Here is a 15,284-nt window from a genome sequence, read left to right on the forward strand (position 1 = left end):
TGCCGGACAGCCGCGCTAATTAAGGTCACACAGATGGACATGCAATCCCGAATTCGCCAGCTTTTTCAGGCCAGTATCGACACCAAGCAACAGGCGATGGACGTACTTGCACCGCACATCGAGCAAGCCAGCCAGGTAATGGTCAACGCCCTGCTCAACGAAGGGAAAATGCTCTCGTGCGGCAACGGCGGCTCGGCCGGCGATGCCCAGCACTTTTCCTCGGAACTGCTCAACCGCTTCGAGCGCGAGCGCCCGAGCCTGCCGGCCATCGCCCTGACCACCGACAGCTCGACCATCACCTCGATCGCCAACGACTACAGCTACAACGAAGTGTTCTCCAAGCAGATCCGCGCACTCGGCCAGCCAGGCGATGTGTTGCTGGCGATTTCGACCAGCGGTAACTCGGCGAACATTATTCAAGCGATCCAGGCCGCACATGATCGCGAAATGATTGTCGTAGCTTTGACCGGACGCGATGGCGGCGGCATGGCGTCGCTGCTGCTGCCCGAGGACGTCGAGATTCGCGTACCGGCCAATGTCACCGCACGTATTCAGGAAGTCCACTTGCTGGCGATCCATTGCCTTTGCGATCTGATCGACAGCCAACTGTTCGGGAGTGAAGAATGACCCCTAATCGCCTTGGCCTTCTGGCCTTGACCCTGTGCCTCGGCATTACTGGCTGCACCTCCGTGGTGAATGCCAGCCGCGAAGCACCGATCGAAGACGATCGCGGCACCCGCACCTTCGGCAGCAAGATCGACGATTCATTGATCGAAACCAAAGTCGGCGTCAACGTGGCCAAGGCCGATCCGGGCCTGGACAATGACTCGCACATCGTCGTCACCAGCTTCAACGGCGTCGTGCTGCTGGCCGGCCAGACTCCGCGCGAAGACCTTAAGGCCAAGGCCGAGCAGGCTGCCGCCAATGTGCAACGCGTGAAGAAGGTGCACAACGAGCTGCAAGTGATCGCCCCTTCGAGCTTCCTCGCCCGCCAGAACGACTCCTGGCTGACGACCAAGATCAAGACCCAGATGCTGACCGACGCCAGCATTCCCGGCTCGCGCATCAAAGTCGTGACCGAGAACGGCATCGTCTATCTGCTCGGCCTGCTGACCAAGCAGGAAGCGGCCCAGGCCACCAATCTGGTCCAGGGCGTGTCCGGCGTGCAGAAGATCGTGAAACTGTTCGAGTACATCGACTGACCCGCAAAACGCAGGCACAAAAAAGGCGATCCGGTTGGATCGCCTTTTTTATTACTTCACCACTTTCAGGCTAGGCCGGCCGCTTGGGCGCGGTGGTTCGCTGTCCGGTGGCGGAATATCGTCATCCTGCTCGATCTCGTCTTCGTCATCCATCGGCGACTCCAGATCGAACACCATGCCCTGACCGTTCTCCCGGGCGTAGATACCCAGAATCGCAGCAATCGGCACGTACAGGCTGTGCGGCACACCACCGAAGCGACCTTCGAAGGTCACGACGTCATTGTCCATGTGCAAGTGACGCACGGCACTCGGTGAAATATTCAGGACAATCTGCCCGTCACTGGCAAACCCCTGTGGTACCTGCACTGCCGGGTACTCGGAATTGACCAGCATGTGCGGGGTGCAATCGTTATCCACAATCCACTCGTAGAGCGCGCGGACCAGATAAGGTCGACTGGAGTTCATAGCGGCTCCTTAAGCCTTAGCGCATGTCGCGTTCGACACCAGACAGACTCGCCTGGAAAGCCTCACGCGCAAATTGACGCTCCATATAATCAAGCAGCGGCTTGGCCGGCCGCGGCAGTTCTATACCCAGAATCGGCAAACGCCAGAGTATTGGCAATAGGCAGCAATCCACCAGACTTTGTTCCTCACTGAGGAAAAACGGCTTGTCGGCGAACAGCGGCGACACGCCCGTCAGGCTTTCACGCAATTCCTTGCGCGCCACGACACGCGCAGCTTCCTTGGTGCGTGAATCCAGAATCAGATCCACCAGACCACACCAGTCACGCTGGATGCGGTGCATCAACAGACGACTGTTGGCACGCGCCACCGGGTACACAGGCATCAATGGCGGATGCGGGTAACGCTCATCCAGATACTCCATCACCACGGTCGACTCCCACAACGCCAGGTCACGATCGACCAGCGTCGGGAGACTGCCGTAAGGGTTCACTTCAATCAGTTTAGGCGGCTGACGACCAGCCTCCACAAAAATGATTTCGGCGCTGACACCCTTCTCTGCAAGCACGATGCGCACTCGGTGGGAATAGTGGTCGGCGGGGTCGGAGTAACAGGCCAACCGATTGGTCACGCCCATGGCGATCCTCCTCGCTTGTTGAAATAGTCGGAGCCGGAAAAACGCGCGCGCCCAGAGGGCGCCTCCCGCAAAACCTGGCTGACCAGGCTTTGCGTTTTCAGAGGCGCCCTTGGGCGCGCGCGATTAACAGCAATTGCTTGAAGCGTATCAGTGCACGTCTTTCCAGTATTCACGCTTGAGCAGGTAGGCGAACACAAAGAAGAACGCCAGGTACAGCAAGACGTAAGTACCGATGCGCTGATGTTGCAGCTTAACCGGGTTAGCCGAGTAAGCCAGGAAGGTTACCAGATTCTTGACCTTCTCATCGAACTGCTCTTCGTTCAGGGTACCGGTTTTCGGCACGATGGTCAGTTGATCGCAGGCTTCATGAGTCAGAGGCGTACCGGTCAGCGGATCGTACTGCTTCTTGCCATCCTCGACGATCTGCACCTGTTTGCAACCCACGACCTGACGACCCTGCAGGCCGACCAGCACGTTAGGCATGCCGACGTTCGGGAAGACCTTGTTGTTCACGCCCCATGGACGCGCCGGATCTTCATAGAACGAACGCAGATAACCATACAGCCAGTCGGTACCACGAACACGCGCCACCAGGGTCAGGTCCGGTGGCGCCGCACCGAACCAGGTCTTGGCGTCGGCCGGTTGCATGCCGATGTTCATGTGATCGCCGATCTTGGCACCGGTGAACACCAGCTTCTCCAGCATCATTTCGTGCGGAACACCGAGGTCATCGGCAACACGCTCGTAACGCTGGAACTTGGCGCTGTGGCACCCCATGCAATAGTTGGCGAAGGTACGCGCACCATCCTGCAGGGCAGCCTTGTCGGAAACGTCGATGTCGACTTTTTCCAGTTCCGGACCACCGTGTTCCGCAGCAAAGGACAGCACAGGCAGAGCAGCAAAAATCAGAGCAAAAAATAACTTTTTCATCAGCCAGTCACCCTTTCCGGAACCGGTTTGGTCTTCTCGAGCCTGGTGTAGAACGGCATCAGAATGAAGTAGGCGAAGTAGAGGAAGGTGCAGATCTGCGACACCAGCGTGCGCTCCGGCGTCGGGGCCAGAACCCCCAGAATGCCGAGGATCACGAACGCGATGCAGAACACCACCAGCCAGATTTTGCTCATCCAGCCTTTGTAGCGCATCGATTTGACCGGGCTACGATCAAGCCATGGCAGCACGAACAGCAAGGCAATCGAGGCACCCATGGCGATAACGCCCATGAGTTTGTCCGGGATCGCACGCAAGATTGCGTAGAACGGCGTGAAGTACCAGACCGGTGCAATGTGCTCTGGCGTCTTGAACGGGTTGGCTTGCTCGAAGTTTGGTTTTTCGAGGAAGTAGCCACCCATTTCCGGGAAGAAGAACACAATGAAGCAGAAGATGAACAGGAACACCACGACGCCGACAATGTCTTTCACGGTGTAGTACGGGTGGAAAGCGATGCCGTCCAGCGGGACACCGTTTTCGTCCTTGTGCTTCTTGATGTCCACGCCGTCCGGGTTGTTCGAACCGACTTCGTGCAGCGCCAGAATGTGCAGCACCACCAGACCGAGAATCACGATCGGCAAGGCCACTACGTGCAGGGCGAAGAAGCGGTTCAGGGTGATCCCGGAAATCAGGTAGTCACCACGGATCCACTGAGTCAGGTCGTTGCCGATGACCGGAATCGCACCGAACAGCGAGATGATCACCTGGGCGCCCCAGTAAGACATCTGACCCCATGGCAGCAGGTAACCCATGAAGGCTTCGGCCATCAGCGCCAGGTAGATCAGCATGCCGAACACCCACACCAGCTCTCGCGGCTTCTGGTACGAACCGTAAAGCAGGCCACGGAACATGTGCAGATAGACCACGATGAAGAACGCCGAAGCGCCGGTGGAGTGAAGCAAACGCAGGATCGAGCCGTACTCGACGTCGCGCATGATGTATTCGACGGAGGCGAACGCCTCTTCCGCCGACGGGGTGTAGCTCATGGTCAGCCAGACACCGGTGACGATCTGGTTGACCAGAACGAGCAGTGCCAGCGAGCCGAAGAAGTAGAAGAAGTTGAAGTTTTTTGGTGCGTAATACTTGCTGAGATGGTCTTCCCACATTTTGGTGGCGGGGAAGCGCGCATCAACCCAATCCATGAACTTGCTCATCACGCTTTCTCCGTATCGACGCCAATGACAATCAGGTCATCGGTCTCATAGGAATGCGGGGGTACTGGCAGGTTCAAAGGCGCAGGTTGCGACTTGTAGACGCGGCCAGCCAGATCGTAGTGGGAACCGTGGCAAGGGCAGAAATAGCCGCCTACCCAGTCTTTGCCCAGATCCGCGGGTGCCACTTCGGGACGGAAGGTCGGTGAGCAACCCAGGTGAGTGCAGATCCCGATCAGCAGCAGGATTTCCGGCTTGATCGAACGCACTTCAGGGTCGACATAGGTGGGTTGCGTGGAGTTTTTGGAGGTCGGATCGGAGAGCTGGCCCTCGATCTTCTTGAGATTCCCCAGGATTTCCGCAGTACGGCGAACAATGAATACCGGCTGGCCGCGCCATTCAGCAATCATCTGCTGTCCGGGCTCAATCTTGCTGACATTCACTTTCACCGGTGCGCCGGCAGCCTTCGCCTTGGCACTGGGAAACCATGACCCCACGAACGGGACCGCAGCCCCCACCGCTCCTGCAGCACCCACCACGGATGTGGCCGCTACCAAGAAGCGACGCCGGCCTGCATTCACGCCGTCATTGCTCATTCAGTCCTCTCCCATCAGCTTTGTGGCCTGTTAAATCAGGCATCTACTAAATATGAAACAATGTACTTATAAAAATTTTGCCGAATGGTAATGAAAACCCCCAATTCTGACAAGGTAATTACCCGGAGGGCTGGCCCTCAAGCCTTGTAGTATAGGGGGTCTACGAATGTGGCAAGTTGTCACAGCGCAATTATTCAAGAAATCGCACGCATAAAAAAACGCCCGGTTCCGTGAGGAATCGGGCGTTCTTTTTGAACGTGGAAGCGGAATTAACGCTTCGAGTACTGCGGACGCTTACGCGCTTTACGCAGACCAACTTTCTTACGTTCAACTTCACGGGCGTCGCGGGTAACGAAGCCAGCTTTGCGCAGAGCGCTACGCAGGGTTTCGTCGTAGTCCATCAGAGCGCGAGTGATACCGTGGCGGATTGCGCCAGCCTGACCACTTACACCACCGCCGATCACGGTGACGTAGATGTCGAATTTCTCGACAGTCTCGGTCAGTTCCAGCGGCTGACGAACTACCATGCGGGCAGTTTCGCGGCCGAAGAACGAATCCAGCGAACGGTTGTTGATGGAGATGTTACCAGTACCCGGACGCAGGAAAACGCGTGCGGTTGCGGTCTTGCGACGGCCAGTGCCGTAATTTTGAGTCGCCGACATAATGAACTATTCCGTTAAATCTTCAGTTCTTGGGGCTGCTGAGCAGTATGAGGGTGTGCAGCGCCCGCATAGACTTTCAGCTTACGGTACATGTCGCGACCCAGCGGGTTCTTAGGCAGCATGCCTTTAACCGCGGTCTCGATCACGCGCTCAGGGGCCTTGGCGATCAGTTTTTCAAAGTTGATCGACTTGATACCGCCCGGGAAACCGGAGTGGGAGTAGTACATTTTGTCAGTGGTTTTAGCACCGGTTACACGAACTTGCTCGGCGTTGATTACGACGATGTAGTCGCCGGTGTCAACGTGAGGAGTGTACTCAGGCTTGTGCTTGCCACGCAGACGGCTCGCGATTTCGGTGGCCAGACGACCCAGGGTCTGACCAGCAGCGTCGACGACAAACCAGTCGCGCTTTACTGTTTCCGGTTTAGCAGTAAAAGTTTTCATTCTTTATAGCCTCAGGGGCCGCCTGTAAATAAGACGGCGGATCTTACTGAATAGTGCGTACTTTGACAAGTCAAAGGCAGCCGGATACAGACGCTTTCGGGGGCTCGGGTCGGCGCGTCCGTTCAACGGCAAGATTCTTCGGCGGCGGGGCATCACTTCCACTGCAGAAAGAGGTCGGCAATTATGCAGATTGCGAAAAAAATTTCAACCTGCTTTTATGCTTGTTTTGCCCAAGGAGCACCCGATGGACTATCGCCAGCTAGGCCGTACCGACCTGAACGTGAGTGCAATCTGCCTCGGCACCATGACCTGGGGCGAGCAAAACACTGAAGCTGAAGCCTTCGCCCAGATCGAGCGGGCCAAGGGCGCCGGGATCAATTTCATCGACACCGCCGAGATGTACCCGGTGCCGCCAAAAGCCGAAACCTATGCCACCACCGAGCGCTACATCGGCAATTACTTCAAGAGCCGTGGCGACCGCGCCGACTGGATCCTTGCCAGCAAGATCGCCGGCCCCGGCAACACCATCGATTACATCCGCGACAAAAACCTGCGCCACAACCGCCAGCACATCACCGAAGCCGTGGACGCCAGCCTCAAGCGCCTGCAGACCGATTACATCGACCTGTATCAACTGCACTGGCCGGAGCGCAGCACCAACTTTTTCGGACAGCTGGGCTACAAGCACAAGATCGAAGCCAACCTCACCCCGCTCGAAGACACTCTCGAAGCGCTCGACGAGCAAGTGAAGGCCGGCAAGATCCGCCACATCGGTCTGTCCAACGAAACCCCGTGGGGCACCATGCGCTTTCTGGCCCTGGCCGAAGCCCGTGGCTGGCCGCGCGCGGTATCGATCCAGAACCCGTACAACCTGCTCAACCGCAGCTTCGAAGTCGGCCTGGCGGAAATCGCCATTCGCGAACAGTGCGGCCTGCTCGCCTATTCGCCGCTGGCATTCGGTTTCCTGTCGGGCAAGTACGAAGGTGGCGCCCGCCCACCAAAAGGTCGTCTGAGCCTCTACAGCCGCTTCAGCCGCTACTTCAACGCGCAATCGGAAACGGCGTGCAGCCGTTACGTGGCACTCGCCCGGGAACATGGCCTGGATCCGGCGCAAATGGCGCTGGCCTTCGTCAATCAGCAACCGTTCGTCACCAGCAACATCATCGGGGCGACGACGCTGGAGCAACTGGACAGCAACATTGCCAGTTTCTATCTGAATCTTTCAGACGAAGTGCTTGAAGGGATTGAAGCGATTCACAAGGATCATCCGAACCCGGCACCTTGATCCGGCACTAAAAGCCGCGCTCCCACGCACAAGCGTGGGAGCGCCCGGGTCATAGCGACCGCGCAATAATCTCTTTCATGATTTCATTGGTGCCGGCATAGATCCGCTGCACCCGCGCATCCGCCCACGCCCGGGCTACCGGATACTCCCACATGAATCCGTAGCCACCATGTAACTGCACGCACTCGTCGAGCACCTTGCATTGCAGGTCGGTGCCCCAGTATTTGGCCATTGCCGCCGTCGGCACATCCAGCTTGCCCTGAAGGTGCAGCTCCAGGCAGCGATCGACGAACACGCGGCCGATCTGAATCTCGGTGGCCATTTCCGCCAGTTTGAAGCGGGTGTTCTGGAAGTCGGCGATGGCCTTGCCGAACGCCTTGCGGTCACGGGTGTAATCCAGCGTCCATTGCAGTGCTGCCTCGGCTGAAGCCAACCCGCCAATCGCCACCGTCAGCCGCTCCTGCGGCAGTTCCTGCATCAGATAGGCAAACCCGGCGCCGGCCTGACCCAACAGGTTTTCCTTCGGCACTCGCACGTCCTGGAAGAACAATTCCGACGTGTCCTGGGCCTTCATTCCGACCTTCTCCAGGCGCTTGCCCTTGTCGAAGCCCGGCGTGTTCGCCTCTACCAGAAACAGACTGGTGCCCTTCGCACCCGCCTTCGGATCGGTCTTGGCCACGACGATCACCAGATCAGCCAGAAAACCGTTGGTGATGAAAGTTTTCGAGCCGTTGATCACGTATTCGTCGCCATCCAGCACCGCTGTGGTCTTGACCCCTTGCAGGTCGGAACCGGCGCCAGGCTCGGTCATGGCGATGGCGCTGACCATCTCGCCGGACACCAGTTTCGGCAGATATTTCTGCTTCAGCGCCTCGCTGCCGTAATGCAGGATGTACGGCGCAACGATGTCCGAATGCAGGGAAAAACCAATGCCGGTCAGACCCAGTCGCCCCACTTCCTCGATGACCACCGCGCTGTAAAGAAAGTCCGCCCCCAGCCCGCCGTATTCCTCCGGCAGATGCGAGCAGAGCATCCCCGCCTCCCCTGCCTTGTTCCAGAGTTTACGGTCGATGTAGCCTTGTTTTTCCCATTGCCCGTGAAACGGCACCGCCTCTTTCTCAAGGAAAGTCCGCACGCTGTCGCGGAACAATTCGTGCTCGGAGCTGAACAGGGTTCTGGGAATCATGCGTCACCTTTCGTTCTTGTTGGAGGGATCAGACCTTCAGAGACTAAGCCGCACACCCGTTACAGGACACTGGACACATCCGACAAAAAATAAGACGATCCAGCCGTCTGGTGACCACTTTCCCTTATAAAAACAAAAGTTGAATTATGTCCAAGCAAGTCTCCACGCCCTTGCGGCGCGTCAGCATCCTGGCGATCGACCGGGTTTTCGCTTCCACCCTCATGCAAGCCAAGGATTTCTTCCATCTGGCCAGCCTGCGTTACGGCAAACAACTGGGCCACGGCCTGACTCCGGCGTTCGAAACCCGCCTGGTCAGCCCCGACGGCAAACCGGTGAACAGCTTCAGTGACGTGGTCATGCCGGTGGACGGCGGCCTGGAAAACGCCGACGTCATCATCCTCCCGGCCTTCTGGGATGATTTCGACACGCTCTGCCAGCGTTATCCACAGGTACTGCCGTGGCTGCGTGAACAACATGCGCGCGGCGCAGTGCTTTGCGGCGAGGCCACCGGGGTGTTCTGGCTCGCCGAGGCCGGCCTGCTCAACGGCAAGGAAGCGACCACCTACTGGCGCTTCTTCAATGCCTTCGCCGAGCGCTTCCCCAAGGTCTATCTCAATCAGGACAAGCACCTGACCGACGCCGACAACCTGTACTGCGCCGGCGGCACCACCTCGGCCTGCGACCTCTATATCTATCTGATCGAGCGTTTCTGCGGTGCCAATGTGGCGCAAGCCGTGGCCCGCGACATTCTTTATGAAGTGCAGCGCAGCTACTCACCGGGCCGCATCGGTTTCGGCGGCCAGAAGCTGCATCAGGACGTGATCATCCTGCAGATCCAGCACTGGCTAGAAGAACATTTCGCCGACAAGTTCCGCTTTGAGGACGTGGCCCGTGAACACGGCATGAGCATTCGCAACTTCATGCGCCGCTTCCAGACCGCCACCGGCGACAAGCCGCTGCACTATCTGCAACGGCTGCGCATCGAGACCGCCAAAGGCTTGCTCTCCGGCAGCCGCAAGAGCATCAAGACCATCAGCTACGAAGTCGGCTACGACGATGCGAGTTTCTTCGCACGCCTGTTCCGCCAGCACACCGAACTGTCGCCGAACCAGTATCGACAGCAGTTCCAGCAAGCTGCCTGACGATTCGACCAGACACAAAAAAGGGCCTGCATCTGCAGGCCCTTTTTGTTTGCCAAATCCGCTTAAGGCTTGTGTGCCCGGGACAGGAATTCGTGGGATTGCATCTCCAGCAGACGGCTGAGGGTCCGCTGGAACTCGAACGTCAGGCGCCCGCCGGTGTACAGGTCTTTCAACTCGACTTCGGCAGAAATGATCAGCTTGACGTTACGGTCGTAAAACTCGTCGACCATGTTGATGAAGCGACGGGCGATGTCGTCGGTGGTGACGCTCATCTGCTCCACGCCACTGAGCAGCACGGCGTGGAAAATCTTGCCCAGCTCGATGTAATCGTTCTGGCTACGCGGGCCGTCGCACAGTTCGCGGAAGTCGAACCACGCCACGTCATCGCAGGTGCGCAGGGCGCGGATTTCGCGGTTCTCGATGATCAGTACGTCGTTTTCCACGGCAGCCGTGCATTCAGGCGTCAGCGCACGGAAGCTCTTGCGCAGGCTTTCGTGAGCGGCTTCATCAAGCGGGAAGTGGAACAGTTCCGCCTGTTCGAGGTGACGCAAACGGTAGTCGACGCCGCTGTCGACGTTGACGATTTCGGTGTTCTGCTTGATCAGCGCGATGGCCGGCAGGAAGCGCGCGCGTTGCAGGCCGTCCTTGTACAGTCCGTCGGGGACGATGTTCGAGGTGGCGACCAGGGTTACGCCGTTCTTGAACAGTTCTTCCATCAGCGTGCCGAGGATCATGGCGTCGGTGATGTCGGAAACGAAGAATTCATCGAAACAGATGACCCGCGATTCAGTCGCAAAACGCTTGGCGATGATGGTCAGCGGGTTTTTCTCGCCGCCGAGGGTTTTCATTTCTTCGTGCACACGCTTCATGAAGCGGTGGAAGTGGGTACGGGTCTTTTCCTTGAATGGCAGCGCTTCGAAGAAGGTGTCCACCAGGTAAGTCTTGCCGCGACCCACGCCGCCCCAGAAGTACAGGCCCTTGACCGGCGTCTGATCCTTTTTGCCAAACAGCTTGCCCAGCAAACCCGGCTTGTTCTGCTCGGCCGCGATCAGATCGTCGTACAGGCGTTGCAAGTGACGCACGGCAGTTTCCTGCGCCGCGTCATGGAAGAAGTCCGGGCGTTTCAGATCAGCTTGATATCGTTCTAGGGGCGTCATAATTCGTTAGCAAGGCAACAAAAACGGGCCGTCACTGTAGCGATGGCCCTTGGGAATGGCAATCGACCCTTGGTCGGGCCGGCCCTTTGATTATTCCTGAACCGGTGTCAGAGCGATCCGCAAGGCCTCAATGGCCGCGTCCCGCGCAGCAGCCTCGGCGAACGCCGGGCTGTCACCGACACACTGGCCTTCCAGCCAGACGCTGAAGCTCAGGTCTTCGCTGCGCACATCCAGCGCCTGACCCGATTGCAGTTGCTTGGTCACCTGGCCGGCGGTCTTGCCGTCAGCGAAGTTGCGCGACAGCAGCAATTGCTCGCCATCAGCCGCCAGCAGACGGAAACGGAAGCTGCCGTCGTCTTCGCGGAAGCTGACGAAGCGCGCAGCCTTCGCGGCTTTCTTCTTGGTGGTCGCGGCCACCTGAACCTGATTGACGAAGGAGCGCAGGCCGACCGCTTCACGCAGTTCGTTGAGGAACGGCGTCGCCACCGCACGGGCCTTCTTGGCGCCGTGTTGCAGGATGTCTTCCAGATCTGCCGGGCGTTCGATCAACTGGTGATAACGTTCGCGAGACTCGCCCAGCTCGTTGTCGAGCAACTGGAACAGACGGTTCTTCGCTTCGCCCCAACCCAGACCGCCCAGCAGTTCGCTGCGGAACTCGTCGGCCTGCGCCGGCGTGGCGAATGCCTGGAACAGGGTGAACAGGTGCGAGTTATCCGGGTCTTTCGATTCGCCCGGCGCGCGGGAGTCGGTAACGATCCGCGAGATCGCGTCCTTCATATCCTTGGCGCTGGTGAACAGCGGGATGGTGTTGTCGTAGCTCTTGGACATCTTGCGACCGTCCAGGCCCGGCAACGTGGCGACGCTTTCCTCGATCAGCGCTTCGGGCATGGTGAAGAACTCCTTGCCCTGGCCGAACAGGTGGTTGAAGCGCTGACCGATGTCGCGGGCCATTTCCACGTGCTGGATCTGGTCGCGACCGACCGGCACCTTGTGTGCGTTGAACATCAGAATGTCCGCCGCCATCAGCACCGGGTAGCTGTACAGCCCCATGGTGATGCCGGCATCCGGGTCTTCGCCGGTCTCGACGTTCTTGTCCACCGAAGCTTTATAGGCATGGGCGCGGTTGAGCAGGCCCTTGGCGGCGACACAGGTCAGCAGCCAGGTCAGCTCGGGGATTTCCGGAATGTCGGACTGGCGGTAGAAGGTCACGCGATCCACATCCAGACCACCGGCCAGCCAGGTCGCGGCGATTTCCAGACGCGAGCGCTGGATGCGCAGCGGGTCATCGCATTTGATCAGGGCGTGATAGTCGGCCAGGAAGTAGAACGAATCGGCGTTCGTGTCACGGCTGGCGACGATCGCCGGGCGGATGGCACCGGCGTAGTTGCCCAGGTGCGGGGTGCCGGTGGTGGTGATGCCGGTGAGGATGCGGGTACGGTTCGTCATGGGTAATCGCTTGTCAGACTGCAATCAATTCGAAAGACGCGGCAGGATCAGATCCTTGAGATCGGTCAGCTTGCCATGAAAAAAGTGTCCGCATTCTGCCACTTTCAGCAGCTCATGGGGGCGCTGGAGTTTGTCGGACCATTCGTAGACCAGTTGCGGATCGATCACCTCGTCGGTTTCCGGCTGGATCACGGTCAGTTCGCCCTGCTGCGGCAACTGATCCTGATCACCCAGGCGCATGACCGCAGGCGCCACCATGAACAGATGCTTGAGCACCACGCCTTGTGCTTCAAGACGACCGCCGAGACTTGCTGCAACAAATCCACCGAAGGAGAAACCGAACAGAGTCAGCGGCAGATCCGGGTGTTTTTCCCGCAGCCACGCGGCGGCGGCCTGGGCGTCATCGACTTCACCGCTGCCCATGTCGTGGGAGCCTTCGCTGGCACCGACGCCGCGGTAGTTGAAACGCAGGGTAATCAGGCCCGCGTCGCGCGCGGTGCGTTGCAGGGTCGAGACGACCTTGTTGAGCATGGTGCCGCCCTGCACCGGGTTGGGATGGCAGATCAGCGCGATGCCGCGTGGCTGCTCGTTGTCCAGGTACAGGGATTCAAGTTGACCCACCGGGCCATCAATCACTACAGGGGTTTCACGCATCAGCAAGGAAGGAACTCCGTGACCTCGAATCGGGTCGACTCGTCTAGCAAATTGTCTGTGCCAATCTATTGCGAGTGAATCGCGGTATACAGCGCAGGTTCGAGCCGTTAACGTAAAGCAAAGCCGTTTATAGAGGAAGGACTCGTGGAACACTCGCTCTTAGTTTGGTTGTTGCCGACTCTTGCCCTGGTTGTGGGTGTCGCCATTGGTTTCCTGATCGCACGCGTTGCGCCGAACGCCGCGCCCAGCCGCACACAGCGTCAACTGGACGACATTCAGGAACGTTTCGACAGTTATCAGAATGAAGTGGTGACCCACTTCAACAGCACCGCCAATCTGGTCAAGAAACTGACCCAGAGTTACCAGGAAGTGCAGGATCACCTCGCCGAGGGCGCCAACCGTCTGGCCCTGGACGAGCAGACCCGTCAGCGTCTGCTGGCTTCTCTGCACTCCGAAGCGGTTCAGGCTCCACGGGAACGCCTGACTCCACCGCACAGCCAGGAGCCTCCGCGCGACTACGCGCCGAAGACCCCGAACTCGCCGGGCATGCTCGATGAGCATTACGGTCTGAAGAAGTAATCAGTCTTCGCACCAACAAAAAGCCCCCGGACAATCACTTGTCCGGGGGCTTTTTTGTGCCTGACTGTTACGGATACTGCTGAACCGTACCCGGCTGCTGTTGCTGCTGACCACCGTACTGCTGGCCCGGAATCGCCTTCAGGTTGACTTCAACGCGGCGGTTCTGCGCCCGGCCATTGACGTCAGCGTTGCTGGCAACAGGATTATCCGGGCCGGCACCACGGGCCGACAGGTTGGCACCGCTGACGCCTTGCGAAGTCAGGTAGGTCGCCACGCTCTGCGCACGACGCTGGGACAGGTCCATGTTGTGCTGGCGGCTGCCGGTGCTGTCGGTGTAGCCGACGATTTCGATCTGGTTCTGGTTGAACTCCCTGAGCGAGCCCGCCAGGTTATTCAGCGGTTGATAGAAGCTTGGCGCGATATTCGCCGAATCGGTGGCGAAGGTGATGTTGCCCGGCATGATCAGCTTGATCTGGTCACCCTGACGCTGCACCTCGACACCGGTGTTGGCCATGCTGGCGCGCAGTTTCTTCTCCTGCTGGTCGGCGTAATAGCCGTAACCGGCAGCGGAAGCACCGACGACGGCAGCGCCGATCAAGGCGCCCTTGCCGCGGTTGTTGTGGTCGATGGCAGCACCGGCCAACGCACCGGCCAGTGCACCGAGGCCGCCGTACTTGGCGGTTTTGCTCATGCCCTGGGAGCCACCGTCGGCCTGACCCTGATTGTCATACGGGTTGGGCGAGGCGCAGCCGGACAGTACGGCTACGGCAGTAGCGACAATAATCAAACGACGCGTGGTGAACATGGAGAGCTCCTACTTTTTTGCATTCTGTGGTGCAACGGCCGTTTGGCAATGGACCTTTGCGGGCGTTGGATCATGACAATGCACAAAAATTCCGCCGGGCACTCGTGACAAAATGTTTAGGCGCGCACGAACGGATTTTCCCGCATTTCATCGCCCAGACGCGTATCCGGGCCATGTCCGGCCACAACGGTCGCGTCTTCGTCCAGTGTGTACAGCCGCTGCTTGATCGATCGCACGATGGTCGCCTGATCGCCGCCCCACAAATCCGTGCGCCCTACTCCGCGCCGGAACAACGTGTCGCCGGCAATCAACAGCTTAGCCTCGGAAAACCAAAAGCTCATGGAACCGGGTGTATGCCCCGGCGTGTGCAGCGCCACGCCGCAGCCACAGGCCAGTTCTTCATCGTCGCTCAACCAGCGATCCGGCGACGGCACCGGGGTGTAAGGCACGCCGAACATCTGACATTGCATCTCCAGGTTGTCCCAGAGGAACTGGTCTTCCTTGTGCAGATGCAGGGTCGCACCGGTTTTCTCTTTCATCTGGCCGGAGGCAAGGAAGTGATCGAGGTGCGCGTGGGTGTGGATGATGCTCACGACTTTCAGGCCATGGGCTTCGAGGCGCGCCATGATCAGGTCAGGATTGCCCCCCGGATCGACGACGATGGCTTTTTTTGTGATCGGATCACCGATGATGGTGCAGTTGCACTGAAGCGGGCCGACGGGAAAGGTTTCGCGGATAAGTGCCGGGGGGACAGAGGTCATGGTCAATCCTGATAAGCGCTGAAAAAGCAGGCTGCAAAGTCTACTTCAACGGCCGATACAGTTAGCCAATCGGATATCTGACGAATAACGTTAAAAAGTAATGGCCATATGATGCCAAACGTATCCGTT

Annotated in this window: 18 protein-coding genes; 5 read left to right on the plus strand and 13 right to left on the minus strand. The window is 58.7% G+C overall.

The genetic code is table 11. The features are described 5' to 3' along the window. Positions 1-33 precede the first annotated feature (33 nt). Together IF189_RS23380 and IF189_RS23385 are read left to right on the plus strand one after the other, a co-directional pair. Positions 34-627, plus strand: coding sequence for a phosphoheptose isomerase (locus IF189_RS23380; RefSeq protein ID WP_007928463.1), 594 nt, complete (start codon positions 34-36; stop codon positions 625-627). Next, the gene (locus IF189_RS23385) at positions 624-1,202 is read left to right on the plus strand and encodes a BON domain-containing protein (protein ID WP_134828052.1); all 579 of its coding nucleotides are present in this window, start codon (positions 624-626) and stop codon (positions 1,200-1,202) included. Before IF189_RS23380 ends, IF189_RS23385 begins: the two co-directional genes overlap by 4 nt. A gap of 51 nt (positions 1,203-1,253) precedes the next feature. Here IF189_RS23385 and IF189_RS23390 read toward each other — a convergent pair whose 3' ends face one another. From IF189_RS23390 to rplM, 7 genes are all read right to left on the minus strand, one after another. Further along, the gene (locus IF189_RS23390) at positions 1,254-1,667 is read right to left on the minus strand and encodes a ClpXP protease specificity-enhancing factor (protein ID WP_065261496.1); all 414 of its coding nucleotides are present in this window, start codon (positions 1,665-1,667) and stop codon (positions 1,254-1,256) included. Positions 1,668-1,683: 16 nt separating this feature from the next. After that, complete coding sequence (locus IF189_RS23395) at positions 1,684-2,301, minus strand: glutathione S-transferase N-terminal domain-containing protein (protein WP_085709342.1); 618 nt, start codon at positions 2,299-2,301, stop codon at positions 1,684-1,686. A 147-nt stretch (positions 2,302-2,448) separates the two neighbouring features. After that, positions 2,449-3,231 carry a cytochrome c1 gene (locus tag IF189_RS23400; protein WP_064383969.1) on the minus strand — a complete coding sequence of 261 codons (783 nt, stop codon included), beginning with the start codon at positions 3,229-3,231 and terminating at the stop codon, positions 2,449-2,451. Further along, positions 3,231-4,442, minus strand: a complete 1,212-nt coding sequence (locus IF189_RS23405) for a cytochrome b (RefSeq protein WP_134828053.1) — start codon at positions 4,440-4,442, stop codon at positions 3,231-3,233. The genes IF189_RS23400 and IF189_RS23405 overlap by 1 nt, the downstream gene beginning before the upstream one ends. Further along, entirely contained in the window at positions 4,442-5,035 is a 594-nt protein-coding gene (petA, locus tag IF189_RS23410) for a ubiquinol-cytochrome c reductase iron-sulfur subunit (RefSeq protein WP_003228055.1), read from the minus strand. The genes IF189_RS23405 and petA overlap by 1 nt, the downstream gene beginning before the upstream one ends. Before the next feature lie 269 nt (positions 5,036-5,304). Next, positions 5,305-5,697, minus strand: coding sequence for a 30S ribosomal protein S9 (gene rpsI / locus IF189_RS23415; RefSeq protein ID WP_007961615.1), 393 nt, complete (start codon positions 5,695-5,697; stop codon positions 5,305-5,307). 14 nt (positions 5,698-5,711) lie between these two features. Further along, positions 5,712-6,140 (minus strand): 50S ribosomal protein L13, encoded by a 429-nt coding sequence (gene rplM, locus IF189_RS23420; protein ID WP_007928449.1) that lies wholly within the window; start codon positions 6,138-6,140, stop codon positions 5,712-5,714. Between the two features lie 244 nt (positions 6,141-6,384). Between rplM and IF189_RS23425 the strand changes: the two genes are divergently transcribed. Then, complete coding sequence (locus IF189_RS23425) at positions 6,385-7,425, plus strand: NADP(H)-dependent aldo-keto reductase (protein WP_134828054.1); 1,041 nt, start codon at positions 6,385-6,387, stop codon at positions 7,423-7,425. Between the two features lie 49 nt (positions 7,426-7,474). Here the strand turns inward: IF189_RS23425 and IF189_RS23430 are convergent, their stop codons facing one another. Then, the gene (locus tag IF189_RS23430; RefSeq protein WP_085709339.1) at positions 7,475-8,611 is read right to left on the minus strand and encodes an acyl-CoA dehydrogenase family protein; all 1,137 of its coding nucleotides are present in this window, start codon (positions 8,609-8,611) and stop codon (positions 7,475-7,477) included. A gap of 245 nt (positions 8,612-8,856) precedes the next feature. On the opposite strand from IF189_RS23430, the gene IF189_RS23435 reads away from it, so the two are divergent. After that, a complete protein-coding gene (locus tag IF189_RS23435) occupies positions 8,857-9,753 on the plus strand; it encodes a GlxA family transcriptional regulator (RefSeq protein ID WP_170931599.1) in 897 nt (298 codons plus the stop codon). A 62-nt stretch (positions 9,754-9,815) separates the two neighbouring features. Here IF189_RS23435 and zapE read toward each other — a convergent pair whose 3' ends face one another. The 3 genes from zapE to IF189_RS23450 all read right to left on the minus strand — a co-directional run bounded on the left by zapE (position 9,816) and on the right by IF189_RS23450 (position 13,010). Continuing rightward, positions 9,816-10,910, minus strand: a complete 1,095-nt coding sequence (gene zapE, locus IF189_RS23440; protein WP_085606932.1) for a cell division protein ZapE — start codon at positions 10,908-10,910, stop codon at positions 9,816-9,818. Between the two features lie 90 nt (positions 10,911-11,000). Then, a complete protein-coding gene (locus tag IF189_RS23445) occupies positions 11,001-12,356 on the minus strand; it encodes a tryptophan--tRNA ligase (RefSeq protein WP_192552344.1) in 1,356 nt (451 codons plus the stop codon). A gap of 24 nt (positions 12,357-12,380) precedes the next feature. Next, positions 12,381-13,010 carry an alpha/beta hydrolase gene (locus IF189_RS23450; protein WP_134828118.1) on the minus strand — a complete coding sequence of 210 codons (630 nt, stop codon included), beginning with the start codon at positions 13,008-13,010 and terminating at the stop codon, positions 12,381-12,383. Between the two features lie 144 nt (positions 13,011-13,154). Between IF189_RS23450 and IF189_RS23455 the strand changes: the two genes are divergently transcribed. Continuing rightward, the gene (locus IF189_RS23455) at positions 13,155-13,589 is read left to right on the plus strand and encodes a YhcB family protein (protein ID WP_085709336.1); all 435 of its coding nucleotides are present in this window, start codon (positions 13,155-13,157) and stop codon (positions 13,587-13,589) included. Positions 13,590-13,656: 67 nt separating this feature from the next. Here the strand turns inward: IF189_RS23455 and IF189_RS23460 are convergent, their stop codons facing one another. Both IF189_RS23460 and IF189_RS23465 read right to left on the minus strand, forming a co-directional pair. Continuing rightward, positions 13,657-14,394: an OmpA family protein gene (locus tag IF189_RS23460; RefSeq protein ID WP_134828056.1), complete on the minus strand. Its 738-nt coding sequence runs from the start codon at positions 14,392-14,394 to the stop codon at positions 13,657-13,659. Between the two features lie 116 nt (positions 14,395-14,510). Further along, complete coding sequence (locus IF189_RS23465; protein WP_134828057.1) at positions 14,511-15,155, minus strand: MBL fold metallo-hydrolase; 645 nt, start codon at positions 15,153-15,155, stop codon at positions 14,511-14,513. Positions 15,156-15,284 lie beyond the last annotated feature (129 nt).

Origin of the sequence: Pseudomonas sp. IzPS59 (assembly GCF_014863505.1) — a bacterium.
In the GTDB taxonomy this organism is placed as follows: Bacteria; Pseudomonadota; Gammaproteobacteria; order Pseudomonadales; family Pseudomonadaceae; genus Aquipseudomonas; species Aquipseudomonas kribbensis.